12 protein-coding genes and 1 pseudogene are annotated in these 11,446 nt (G+C 72.5%); 3 read left to right on the forward strand and 10 right to left on the reverse strand.

Features of this window, described 5'->3' with window-relative positions:
* The 4 genes from JXZ78_RS39710 to rimP form a co-directional block, all read right to left on the reverse strand.
* A partial coding sequence (locus tag JXZ78_RS39710) for a translation initiation factor IF-2 N-terminal domain-containing protein (RefSeq protein WP_238783716.1) occupies positions 1-388 on the reverse strand: 388 nt, incomplete at its 3' end.
* 148 nt (positions 389-536) lie between these two features.
* Positions 537-848: a YlxR family protein gene (locus tag JXZ78_RS39715; RefSeq protein ID WP_078624645.1), complete on the reverse strand. Its 312-nt coding sequence runs from the start codon at positions 846-848 to the stop codon at positions 537-539.
* Between the two features lie 168 nt (positions 849-1,016).
* Positions 1,017-2,009 carry a transcription termination factor NusA gene (gene nusA, locus JXZ78_RS39720; protein ID WP_030024329.1) on the reverse strand — a complete coding sequence of 331 codons (993 nt, stop codon included), beginning with the start codon at positions 2,007-2,009 and terminating at the stop codon, positions 1,017-1,019.
* 2 nt (positions 2,010-2,011) lie between these two features.
* Entirely contained in the window at positions 2,012-2,545 is a 534-nt protein-coding gene (gene rimP, locus JXZ78_RS39725) for a ribosome maturation factor RimP (protein ID WP_030024328.1), read from the reverse strand.
* A 118-nt stretch (positions 2,546-2,663) separates the two neighbouring features.
* Here rimP and JXZ78_RS39730 point away from each other — a divergent pair, with 118 nt between their 5' ends.
* The 3 genes from JXZ78_RS39730 to JXZ78_RS39740 all read left to right on the forward strand — a co-directional run bounded on the left by JXZ78_RS39730 (position 2,664) and on the right by JXZ78_RS39740 (position 4,887).
* A complete protein-coding gene (locus tag JXZ78_RS39730) occupies positions 2,664-3,278 on the forward strand; it encodes a hypothetical protein (protein ID WP_238783717.1) in 615 nt (204 codons plus the stop codon).
* A 76-nt stretch (positions 3,279-3,354) separates the two neighbouring features.
* Complete coding sequence (locus tag JXZ78_RS39735; protein WP_050502992.1) at positions 3,355-3,915, forward strand: ferritin-like domain-containing protein; 561 nt, start codon at positions 3,355-3,357, stop codon at positions 3,913-3,915.
* Between the two features lie 54 nt (positions 3,916-3,969).
* On the forward strand, positions 3,970-4,887 hold the full coding sequence (locus tag JXZ78_RS39740; RefSeq protein ID WP_030024323.1) for an aminoglycoside phosphotransferase family protein: 918 nt from the start codon (positions 3,970-3,972) through the stop codon (positions 4,885-4,887).
* A 78-nt stretch (positions 4,888-4,965) separates the two neighbouring features.
* Here the strand turns inward: JXZ78_RS39740 and JXZ78_RS39745 are convergent, their stop codons facing one another.
* The 6 genes and pseudogenes from JXZ78_RS39745 to JXZ78_RS39770 all read right to left on the reverse strand — a co-directional run.
* Entirely contained in the window at positions 4,966-6,666 is a 1,701-nt protein-coding gene (locus JXZ78_RS39745; protein WP_030024322.1) for a proline--tRNA ligase, read from the reverse strand.
* A gap of 97 nt (positions 6,667-6,763) precedes the next feature.
* Entirely contained in the window at positions 6,764-7,297 is a 534-nt protein-coding gene (locus JXZ78_RS39750) for a GNAT family N-acetyltransferase (RefSeq protein ID WP_030024321.1), read from the reverse strand.
* A gap of 122 nt (positions 7,298-7,419) precedes the next feature.
* The gene (locus JXZ78_RS39755; RefSeq protein ID WP_030024320.1) at positions 7,420-8,268 is read right to left on the reverse strand and encodes a GNAT family N-acetyltransferase; all 849 of its coding nucleotides are present in this window, start codon (positions 8,266-8,268) and stop codon (positions 7,420-7,422) included.
* 199 nt (positions 8,269-8,467) lie between these two features.
* Positions 8,468-9,625 (reverse strand): flavodoxin-dependent (E)-4-hydroxy-3-methylbut-2-enyl-diphosphate synthase, encoded by a 1,158-nt coding sequence (gene ispG, locus JXZ78_RS39760; protein ID WP_073760739.1) that lies wholly within the window; start codon positions 9,623-9,625, stop codon positions 8,468-8,470.
* 178 nt (positions 9,626-9,803) lie between these two features.
* A complete protein-coding gene (locus tag JXZ78_RS39765) occupies positions 9,804-11,105 on the reverse strand; it encodes a M50 family metallopeptidase (RefSeq protein ID WP_030018068.1) in 1,302 nt (433 codons plus the stop codon).
* A pseudogene (locus JXZ78_RS39770) lies at positions 11,102-11,446 on the reverse strand (1-deoxy-D-xylulose-5-phosphate reductoisomerase); the annotation flags it as partial. The pseudogene JXZ78_RS39770 and the gene JXZ78_RS39765, both read right to left, overlap by 4 nt.

Here is an 11,446-nt window from a genome sequence, read left to right on the forward strand (position 1 = left end):
CCGGGGCCTGGGACTGGGGCGCCTCGGGGGCGGCCGGTGCCTCGGGGGCGGCCGGCGCCGGAGCCGCGGGGCCCGGCTTGGGGGCGCCCGGCTTGGGGGCACCCGGACGTGCGCCCTGCGCCGGGGACGGCGCGGACGGCGTGGGGGCACCTCCCGCGCGTCCAGCTGCGGGGGAGGGCGCGCTCTTGCGCGGCGCCGCGGGCTTGCCGGCGGCACGGCCGTTGCCGCTGCCAGCCTGGAAAGCGTCGGTCAGCTTTCGAACAACCGGCGCCTCGATGGTCGAGGACGCCGAACGGACGAATTCACCAAGTTCTTGGAGCTTGGCCATCACGGCCTTGCTCTCCACTCCGAACTCCTTGGCGAGTTCGTATACCCGGACCTTAGCCACTTCGCTCCTTCTAGGTCCGGGTGTCCACCGGACCGTCGCTACTTCATGGGCGTACTCATCGCGTACTCATCGAGTGCTCATCGCAATCTCGACCTACTTCCGACTCGCGAGGTACCTGACCGCACGGTTTTCCGTGCGCTGTGCTTTCTTACGGTGTTGCCTGATCAACCGGTGCGGCTTGATCAACGTGCGTCCGTTCGACGAACCGGCGCAAGGCCGTCGTGTCGAACGGTCCCCGGCCCCGGAAGGCCCGGGGGAAGACCCGGCGGCGGACCGCCAGATCGAGACAGTCCCGGGTCCGGTGCAGGTAAGCACCCCGGCCGGGCAGCGTACCGCGAGGATCGGGGACACACTCACCCTCGATCACCACGATCCGCAACAGATCGTCCTTGGCCGCTCGCTCCCGGCACCCCACACAGGTGCGCTCAGGGCATACGCGGGCATGCGTCCGGCCAGACACTGCTTAAGTCTACCTCCCCGCGCCGACCTCACCCCTACGGGGTAATGCCCGAACGGTCTCTCAAAATTCCGATGGGCCGCCACCGATTTTCCGGCTGCGGCCGCACCCCTGTCCACACCGGGCCGCCGCCGGGCGCGGGTCTGCCCCGCGCCCGGCGGCGCCTCCGGATCACTCCTGGTCCGCGCCCTGGTCGGTGTCCGGGCGGATGTCGATCCGCCAGCCGGTGAGCCGGGCGGCGAGCCGGGCGTTCTGCCCTTCCTTGCCGATGGCCAGCGACAGCTGGTAGTCGGGCACGGTCACCCGGGCGGAACGGGCCGCGAGGTCGACGACCTCGACCTTGCTGACCCGGGCGGGCGACAGCGCGTGCGCCACCAGCTCGGCCGGGTCGTCCGACCAGTCGACGATGTCGATCTTCTCGCCGTGCAGCTCGGCCATGACCGCGCGCACCCGGCCGCCCATCGGGCCGATGCAGGCGCCCTTGGCGTTCAGCCCGGAGCGGGTGGACCGTACGGCGATCTTGGTGCGGTGACCCGCCTCACGGGCGATGGCGGAGATCTCCACCGAACCGTCGGCGATCTCCGGCACCTCCATGGCGAACAGCTTCTTCACCAGATTGGGGTGGGTGCGCGAGAGGGTCACGGACGGGCCGCGCACGCCCTTGACCACCCGGACGACGTACGAACGCAGCCGGGTGCCGTGCGCGTACTCCTCGCCGGGGACCTGCTCCTGCGCGGGCAGGATGGCCTCCAGCTTGCCGATGTCGACCAGGACGTTCTTCGGGTCCCGGCCCTGCTGGACGACGCCCATCACGACGTCGCCCTCCCGTCCGGCGTACTCGCCGAAGGTGATCTCCTCCTCGGCGTCCCGCAGCCGCTGGAGGATGACCTGCTTGGCGGTGGTCGCCGCGATCCGGCCGAAGCCCGACGGGGTGTCGTCGAACTCACGCGGCTCGGCGCCCTCTTCGAGGTCGGCCGGGTCCTCCTTGGCCCACACCGTCACATGGCCGGTGTTGCGGTCCAGCTCCACCCGCGCGTGGCGGCGGCTTCCCTCGGTGCGGTGGTACGCGATGAGGAGGGCCGACTCGATGGCCGCGACCAGCAGGTCGAACGAGATCTCCTTCTCCCGCACCAAACCCCGCAGGGCACTCATGTCGATGTCCACGGCTACGCCTCCTCCTGGCTCTCGTCGTTCTGCTCGGCGCGGTCGTCGCGCCCCTGGTCCTGCTTACGGTTGAACTCGATCTCCACGCGCGCCTTGGCGATCTCGGCGAAGGCGACCCGGCGGGCGGTGGGCTTGCGCCCCTTCACGCCCGGTACTTCCAGGTCCAGGCCCTCGTCGTCCATGGCGGTGATACGCGCCACCAGTTCGCCGCCCTCGTGGAGTTGGGCCCGGACGAGGCGGCCGACGGCGCGGCGGTAGTGCCGCGGCTCGGTCAGCGGGCGGTCGGCTCCGGGGGAGGTGACCTCCAGCGTGTACGGGGCGCCGCCCATCACGTCGGAGTCGTCGAGCGCCTGCGACGCCTCACGGCTCAGCTCGGCGCACTCGTCCAGCTGCACGCCGTCGTCGGAGTCGACCACGATCCTCAGCACACGCCGCTTTCCGGCCGGTGTCACCTCGATCTCTTCCAGATCCAGGTCTCGCGCGGCGACGAGCGGTTCAAGCAGTCCGCGCAGCCTCTCGCTCTGGGTGGTGCTCATCCGGGTGACTCCTCGGCCGCGTGTGCTGTTGTGGGAAGGTCGCGTGTCGGGTCAAAGCCTAGCTGTTCCGGCGGGGTACTGACGATTCGGTGGCCGGTCACGGATACGCTCGCCTGCGGTGATCACCACGGCCGCCCCCACCGAAGACCCCGGGAAGTCATACGTGCACAACGTCGCGCTCACGCGCAGGAGGACCTTGCTGGCCGGCTCCGTGCTCGGCGGGACGGCGCTGCTGCTCGCCGGCTGCTCGGAGGATTCCGGGCCGGGCGGCGGCCGCGAGGACGCGGACGCGGCGGCCGACGCGCGGCTGCGCTCGCAGGCCGCGCGGGACAGTTCCGCGCTGCTCGCCCGGTACGACGCGACGCTCGCCGCCCACCCCGGGCTCGGCGAACGGCTGCGGCCGCTGCGGGCCGAAGTGGCCCGGCACGCGGCGGCCTTCGGGGCCTCCCCCGCTCCCGCCGCGTCCGGCGGCCCGTCCGCCCGGCCCCGTACGGACGCGGCCGCCGCCGCGTCCCCGTCCCCCGCCTCACCGGCCTCGTCCGCGCCGTCCGCCCCCGCCGTCCCGCCCGACGAGAAGCAGGCGCGCACGGACCTCGCGGCGGCGGAACGCCGTACCGCGGACGCCCGCGCCACGGCCCTGGTGAGCGCGGCGCCGGAGCTGGCCAGGCTGCTGGCGTCGGTCGCGGCCGCGGGCGCGGCGCACGCGTACCTGCTCACGGAGGACGGCGCGTGAGGAACGCCGCGACGGCGGCCGCACGCACGACGGGACAGCGGCCGGGCCGGGGCCCGGTCACGGAAGGGGCACAGGGATGCTGACATCCAGGGCGGCGCGTACGGACGCGGCGGAGGACGACGCGCGCGGCGCCGAGCTGCGGGCGCTCCAGGCCGCGCTGGCGGCCGAGCACGCGGCCGTCTACGGGTACGGCGTGGTCGGCGGCCGGATCGGCGACGACCGGCGCAAGGAAGCGCGCGAGGGGTACGACGCGCACCGCGCGCGCCGGGACGAGCTGCGGCGCGGTGTACGGGACCTGGGCGGCACCCCGCGGGCCGCCGCGGCCGCCTACGAGCTGCCGTTCCCGGTGCCGGACGCGGCCGCCGCCGCCCGGCTGGCCGCGGAACTGGAGGACCGGGTGGCGGCCGTGTACGCGGATCTCGTACGTGACGGCGCCGGGCCGCGGCGCCGGGACGCGGCCGGGGCGCTGCGGGAGGCCGCGGTGCGTGCGGTGCGCTGGCGCGGCAGCGGCGTAGCCTTCCCTGGGCTCGCGGAACGGGCCGGGGACGCCGGCACCCCGTCCGGCAGCCCGTCCGGCGGTGCCCCGTCCGGCCCCCGAGCCGGCACAGCGCCCGGCGCCGCCGCGGACCGGCACTGACGACCGCCCGCACCGGGAGGTCACCGAACGTCCACCGAAAGGGACAGCACAGGCATGGCTACGGCACCCATCGAACCGCCGCAACGGCTGGTGAGCGCGCTCGGCGGCGATCCGGACGGCCCGGCCGGTGCCTGGCTGGCGGGGCTGCCCGCCATGGTGCGACAGCGCCTGGACGCCTGGGAGTTGACGCCGGAGCGGGTGCACGAGCCGGGTGGCCGCAGCAGTCTGCTGGTGTACGTGCGGCAGGCCGACGGCACACCGGCCGCGCTGAAGTTCCCGGCCCCCGGCCGTGCGCCGGCGCACGAGGGCGCGGCGCTGGCGCAGTGGGAGGGCTGGGGCGCGGCACAGCTGCTGCGCGCCGACGCGGACAGCGGTGCGCTGCTCCTGGAGCGTTTGCAGGGCGCGGTGTCCCTGCGCTCGCTGCCCGAGGCGAAGGCGCTGCTGGAGGCGGCGGGCACGGTACGGCGGCTGTGGGTGACGCCGGCCGACGGCCATCCTTTCGCGTCCCTGGCGGGCCGTACGGAAGAAGCCGTGGCGGAGCTGCGCGCCCTCGGGGCGGCGACCCCGGCCGCGGGGCCGCTGCTGGACGAGAGCCTGGAGCTGCGCCGGGCGCTGCCGGCCGACGCCCCCGAGGACGTCCTGCTGCACGGCGCGTTCCGGCAGGGCAAGGTGCTGGCCGGGGAACGGACGCCGTGGCTGGCGGTCGGCCCGTCGCCGGTGGTCGGCGAGCGGGCGTACGACCTGGCCTGGCTGGTGCTGGACCGCTTCGAGGACCTGGCGGCCGGCTCCGGGGCGGCCTCGGCGGCGCGACGCCGGGTCGCCAAGCTGGCGGACTCCCTGGACGTGGACCGCGACCGGCTGCGCAGCTGGACGCTGTACCGGGCGGTGGACTCCGGCATCCGTGAGATGACGACGACGGGCGGCGACGTGCAGCGCGGTGAGCTGCTGCTGGAGTTCGCCACCTGGCTGTAGGGGCGCCCCTGCCGTAAAGACGGACAGGGGCTGGACGGAACCGGTTCCCCGGTCCCGCCCAGCCCCTGGAAGCCGGTGTCAGGCGCTCAGCCGGGCCACGGCCTCCTCGACCGTCAGCTCCTCGCGCTCGCCCGTACGGCGGTCCTTCAGCTCGACGACGCCCTCGCCGGCGCGGCGGCCCGCGACCAGGATCTTCGGGATGCCCAGCAGCTCCGCGTCGGTGAACTTCACGCCCGGCGAGACGCCCGCCCGGTCGTCCACCAGGACGCGCAGGCCCGCGGCTCCCAGCTTGTCGCCGACCTCCAGGGCCAGCTCGGTCTGCTTGGCCTTGCCCGCGGCGACCACGTGCACGTCGGCCGGGGCGATCTCGCGCGGCCAGCACAGGCCGGACGCGTCGTGGGTCTGCTCGGCGAGGGCCGCGACGGCGCGCGAGACGCCGATGCCGTACGAGCCCATCGTGACGCGCGCGGGCTTGCCGTTCTGGCCGAGCACGTCCAACTGGAAGGCGTCCGCGTACTTGCGGCCCAGCTGGAAGATGTGGCCGATCTCGATCGCACGGTCGATGCGCAGGCCCGCGCCGCACTGGGGGCAGGGGTCGCCCGGCTCGACCACGACGACGTCCAGGTACTCGTCGACCTCGAAGTCGCGGCCCGCGACGACGTTGCGCGCGTGCTTGCCGTCCTTGTTGGCGCCGGTGATCCAGGTGGTGCCGGGGGCGACCCGCGGGTCGGCGAGGTACTTGAACGACTTGCCGGCCAGGCCCTGCGGGCCGACGTAGCCGCGGACCAGGTCGTCGCGGCCGGTGAAGTCCTCGGCGGTGACCAGCTCGACCGTGGCCGGGGCCAGGTGCTCGCCGAGCTTGCCGAGGTCCACCTCGCGGTCGCCGGGCACGCCCACCGCGACGATCTCGCCGTCCACCTTGACCAGCAGGTTCTTCAGCGTGGCGGAGGCCGGTACGCCCAGGTGCTCGGCGAGCGTCTCGATGGTCGGGGTGTCGGGGGTGTCCAGCTCCTCGACGGGGCCGTGCCCGGTGCCGTCCACCGCCGGGACGGTGACCGTGACGGCCTCGGTGTTGGCCGCGTAGTCGCAGGCCGGGCAGTCCACGAAGGTGTCCTCGCCGGCCGCGGCGGGGGCCAGGAACTCCTCGGAGGCGGAGCCGCCCATGGCGCCGGAGACGGCGGAGACGATGCGGTAGTCCAGGCCCAGCCGCTGGAAGATCTTCTGGTAGGCCTCGCGGTGCAGGCGGTACGACTCGGCCAGGCCCTCGTCGGTGGTGTCGAAGCTGTACGAGTCCTTCATCTGGAACTCGCGGCCGCGCAGCACGCCGGAGCGCGGGCGCGCCTCGTCGCGGTACTTGGTCTGGATCTGGTACAGCATCACCGGCAGGTCCTTGTAGGACGTGCACTGGTCCTTGACCATGAGGGTGAAGATCTCCTCATGGGTCGGCCCGAGGAGGTAGTCGGCGCCCTTGCGGTCCTTGAGCCGGAACAGCTGGTCGCCGTACTCCTCCCAGCGGCCGGTGGCCTCGTAGGGCTCCTTGGGCAGCAGGGCCGGCAGCAGCACCTCCTGCGCACCGATCGCGTCCATCTCCTCGCGGATGACGCGCGACACGTTCTCCAGCACCTTCTTGCCCAGCGGCAGCCAGGTCCAGATGCCGGCGGAGGTGCGGCGGACGTAGCCGGCGCGCACGAGCAGCTTGTGGCTGGCGGTCTCGGCGTCGGCCGGGTCGTCGCGCAGCGTCTTGATCATCAACCGGGACATGCGCTGGACCTGGGCCATGGTGATTCTCCTGCGTAAGAAAGGTGACTTCCGCGAGGTTATCCGGAGGGACACGCGCCACGGAAATGGGATCCGCCCCTCGCCCGGTCGCCGCCGGTCAGCGTTTGAGGGGCAGGGGCGCGCCCATCACCGCGTACGGCAGCGGGGCGCTCGGGAACAGTACGCGGCGGGCCAGGTCCTGGTAGCCCAGGGAGCGGTACAGGCCGCGGGCGGGGCTGTCGGTGTCGATGGCGGACAGGATGCTGCGCGGTTCGGCCGCGGCGTCGGTGATGCGGGTGATCAGTTCGCGGCCGATGCGCCGGTTCTGGAAGGCGGGCAGCACGTGCAGCTCGGTGATCACGAAGGAGTCGTCGAGCCAGTGGTCCCGTTCCTGGTGGCGCAGGTACGGCTCGACGACCGTGGACCACCAGTGCGTACGGCTGTTGGGCATCCCGTAGACGAAGCCGACCAGGCGCCCGGCGGGTGTGGTGGCGCCGAGGGCGCGGGCCCCGGGGCTGGTCAGGTGCCGCAGGACGATGTGGCGGCGGACGCCGATCTCGTCGTCGGTCAGTCCGAACGCCAGTGCCTGCACGGCGAGCGCGTCGTCCACACGGACGGCGAGATCCAGGGGGCCGACCGCGACGTCATCCATGGTCGGGAGCGTACAAGGCACCGGGCCGTAAGACGATCGGCCGGCGGGCCCGGTACGGGCGGCGGACCGCCGGTGGCGCGGAACAGCACGCCCGGACCGGTGGCTCGGACCGGACCGGTGGCTCAGAACAGGACGCTCATGAAGGCGCCGGTCTCCTCGAAGCCCACCCGCCGGTACGCGGCCCGCGCCGCCGTGTTGAAGTCGTTCACGTACAGCGAGGCGATGGGCGCGACCTCGGTGAGCGCGTGGCGCAGCACGGCCGCCATGCCGGTCTCCGAGAGGCCCTTGCCGCGGAACTCGGGGGCGACCCAGACGCCCTGGATCTGGCAGGCCCGCTGGGTGGCGGCGCCGATCTCCGCCTTGAAGACCACCTTGCCGTCGTCGACGCGGGCGAAGGACCGCCCGGCGCCGACCAGCTCGGCGACGCGCGCCTGGTAGAGCAGTCCGCCGTCGCCGGCCAGCGGCGAGATGCCGACCTCCTCGGTGAACATCGCCACGCACGCGGGCATGATCAGGTCCATCTCGTGCTTGCCGACGCGCCGTACGTACGGGTCGGGCTCGACCTCGGTGGCGAAGGAGGACGTGACCATCAGCGGCTGGTTGGCGCGGACCTCGCGGGCGGGGCCCCAGGCGGGCTCCAGGAGGGACCACAGCTCGGCGGTGGGCCCGGCCGGGCCGACGATGGAGGAGCAGCGGCGTCCCTGGCGGCGGGCCCGCTCGGCGAAGCCGCGCACCGCTTCAGGGGTGGCGCAGACGGGGACGAGGTTGGCGCCCGCGTAGCACAGCGACTCCAGGCGGCCGTCCGCGTACCAGCCCCACATCTCGCCGCCGAGCCGCCAGGGGTCGAGCCCGGCGACCTGGACGCGGGCGGCGACGAAGGCGTTGGCGACGGGGTCGCGGTCCAGGACGGCCAGTGCGGCGTCGAGCTCCCCGGGCTCCAGAACCTTGGTGGTCGTGGTCGTGGTCGTCAGCACGTGTCGGAAAGCCTCACCTTTACGGGCCTGGGAGGCCAGGCAACTGCAGGTCCTGGAACTTTACCTCCCCGGCGGCCGGGCAGCGGATCCGCTGCGGGTACCGCACCTGGCACGGTTCACGCACGAGCCCCGCCACCGGTGTGGTCCGGGGGCGGGGCTCGTGGGGCGCGCGGGGCGCCGGGGCTCTACGGGGGTGTCAGCCGGCGACGGCGATGGTGGGCTCGCCGGAGGCCACGCCGTCCTTCTCCATCTGCTCGGCGATCTTCATCGCCTCCTCGATGAGGGTTTCGACGATCTTCGACTCGGGCACCGTCTTGATGACCTCGCCCTTGACGAAGATCTGGCCCTTGCCGTTGCCGGAGGCGACCCCCAGGTCGGCCTCGCGGGCCTCGCCCGGACCGTTGACGACGCAGCCCATGACCGCGACGCGCAGCGGCACCTCCATGCCCTCCAGGCCCGCGGTCACCTCGTCGGCGAGCTTGTAGACGTCCACCTGGGCACGGCCGCAGGACGGGCAGGAGACGATCTCCAGGCGGCGCGGGCGCAGGTTCAGCGACTCCAGGATCTGCAGGCCGACCTTGACCTCCTCGGCCGGCGGCGCGGACAGGGAGACGCGGATCGTGTCGCCGATGCCCTCGCTCAGCAGCGCGCCGAAGGCCACCGCCGACTTGATGGTGCCCTGGAACGCCGGACCGGCCTCGGTCACGCCGAGGTGCAGCGGGTAGTCGCTCTGGGCGGCGAGCTGGCGGTACGCGTTGACCATGACGACCGGGTCGTTGTGCTTGACCGAGATCTTGATGTCCCGGAAGCCGTGCTCCTCGAAGAGGGACGCCTCCCACAGGGCGGACTCGACCAGCGCCTCGGGCGTGGCCTTGCCGTACTTCTGGAGCAGACGGCGGTCGAGCGACCCGGCGTTCACGCCGATCCGGATCGGCGTACCGGCGTCGTTCGCCGCCTTGGCGATCTCCTTGACCTTGTCGTCGAACTGCTTGATGTTGCCCGGGTTCACCCGCACCGCGGCGCAGCCGGCGTCGATCGCGGCGAACACGTACTTCGGCTGGAAGTGGATGTCGGCGATGACCGGGATCTGCGACTTGCGGGCGATGACCGGCAGCGCGTCGGCGTCGTCCTGGGTCGGGCAGGCGACCCGGACGATCTGGCAGCCGGAGGCGGTCAGCTCGGCGATCTGCTGGAGCGTGGCGCCGATGTCGGAGGTGCGCGTGGTCGTCATCGACTGCACCGAGACCGGTGCGTCCCCGCCCACGGCGACCGGTCCGACCTGGATCTTGCGGCTGACCCGGCGGTCGGCCAGCTTGGTCGGTACGTCCGGCATTCCCAGTGAAATGGCAGTCATCTGGCGAGCAACCCCAAGGTGTGGATCTAGGTCCCGAGATCGGCGGGCTCCGGTCTTCGAGATTACGGCACGACGGTTGCCGTGGGCACATCGATCCCCTCCTGCCCCCCGTCGGGGGGCGGAGGAGCACCCATGTGCGCGGTTTGCCCCGCAAGCATGCGGGGCAGCGCCCCGGTACCTACGTCAGCTTCACCGGATTCACCACGTCCGCCACCAGCACCAGCAGCGTGAAGCAGATGAAGATCCCGGCGACCACGTAGGCGACCGGCATGAGCTTGGCCACGTCGAAGGGGCCGGGGTCGGGGCGGCGGAAGACCCGCGCGAAGGCCCGGCGGACCGACTCCCACAGGGCGCCCGCGATGTGCCCGCCGTCCAGGGGCAGCAGCGGGAGCATGTTGAACAGGAAGAGTGACAGGTTGAAGCCGGCGACCAGGAAGAGCATGGTCGCCACCCGCTGCTCCGGCGGGATGTCCAGCGAGAACACCTCGCCGCCGACCCGGGCCGCGCCGACCACGCCCATCGGGGAGTCCTGCTTGCGCTCGCCGCCGTTGAAGGCGGCGTCCCACAGGTCGGGGACCTTGGCGGGCAGGTGGACCAGCGACTGGACGCCCTGTTCGACCATGCTGCCCATGCGGTCCACGGACTGGCCGAAGGACTGCGGGACGATGCCGGTGGCCGGGGTGAAGCCGAGGAAGCCCGCGGTGACGTACTCGCCCGGCACGTACGCGCCGTTGCCGTCGGTCTTGGCGACCTTGTTCTCGATCAGGTTCGCGTGCAGCTGCTGCCGCTTGCCGTCCCGCTCGACGGTGATCGTCGCCGGGCCGGTGGTGTCCCGGATGCTCTGCTGGAGGGTGGCCCAGTCCGGCACCGGCTTGCCGTCGAAGTCGACGATCTTGTCACCGGCGCGCAGGCCCGCGGCCTTGGCCGGGGAGTCCTTGGCGCCCTTCGTGCACTTGTCGGCCTGGGCGGAGGCCGCTATCACGCAGTCCGAGACCGAGCCGACCTGGGTGGTCTGGGTGTTGATGCCGAAGCCCATCAGCACGCTCATGAAGATCACGACCGCGAGGATCAGGTTCATGAACGGCCCGGCGAACATCACGATGACGCGCTTCCAGGGCTTGCGCGTGTAGAAGAGCCGCTTCTCGTCGCCCGGCTGGAGCTCCTCGAAGGCGGCCGAACGGGCGTCTTCGATCATGCCGCGCCAGGGCGAGGTGGAGCGGGCCTGCAGGGCGCCGTCCTCCCCCGGCGGGAACATGCCGATCATGCGGATGTAGCCGCCGAGCGGTATGGCCTTGACGCCGTACTCGGTGTCGCCCTTGCGGCGCGAGAAGAGCGTCGGCCCGAAGCCCACCATGTACTGCGGCACCCGGATGCCGAACATCTTGGCCGTGGACAGGTGTCCGAGCTCGTGCCAGGCGATCGAGAAGAGCAGGCCGACGACGAAGACGACTATGCCCAGAACGGTCATCCATGTCGTCATGCGCGAGCCTCCGATGTCGTACGGGCCGCTCGGGCGGCCAGCTCACGGGCGCGGGCGCGCGCCCAGGTTTCCGCCTGCAAGACGTCCGCGACCGTCAGGGAGGTTCCCCGGGCCGGCGTACCGTGCTCCGCGACCACCTCGGCGACCGTATCGACAATTCCTGTGAACGGCAGCCCGCCCTTCAAGAAAGCGTCGACGCATTCCTCGTTGGCGGCGTTGAAAACGGCCGGCGCGGTGCCGCCCAGGTCGCCGACGTGACAGGCCAGCGGCACGGACGGGAACGCCTCGGTGTCCAGCGGCAGGAAGTCCCACTGGTGGGCCCTGGTCCAGTCGATGCCGGG

It is taken from the genome of Streptomyces monomycini, from assembly GCF_022271435.1.
GTDB classification, from domain to species: Bacteria; Actinomycetota; Actinomycetes; order Streptomycetales; family Streptomycetaceae; genus Streptomyces; species Streptomyces monomycini.

Bases quoted from the DNA above. Each gene is read 5' to 3' on its own strand.
- rimP (WP_030024328.1), bottom strand. From the start codon at position 2,545: ATGAGCACCACCCAGAGCGAGAGGCTGCGCGGACTGCTTGAACCGCTC.
- JXZ78_RS39735 (WP_050502992.1), top strand. From the start codon at position 3,355: ATGCTGACATCCAGGGCGGCGCGTACGGACGCGGCGGAGGACGACGCG.
- JXZ78_RS39740 (WP_030024323.1), top strand. From the start codon at position 3,970: ATGGCTACGGCACCCATCGAACCGCCGCAACGGCTGGTGAGCGCGCTC.
- JXZ78_RS39745 (WP_030024322.1), bottom strand. From the start codon at position 6,666: ATGGCCCAGGTCCAGCGCATGTCCCGGTTGATGATCAAGACGCTGCGC.
- JXZ78_RS39750 (WP_030024321.1), bottom strand. From the start codon at position 7,297: ATGGATGACGTCGCGGTCGGCCCCCTGGATCTCGCCGTCCGTGTGGAC.
- ispG (WP_073760739.1), bottom strand. From the start codon at position 9,625: ATGACTGCCATTTCACTGGGAATGCCGGACGTACCGACCAAGCTGGCC.
- JXZ78_RS39765 (WP_030018068.1), bottom strand. From the start codon at position 11,105: ATGACGACATGGATGACCGTTCTGGGCATAGTCGTCTTCGTCGTCGGC.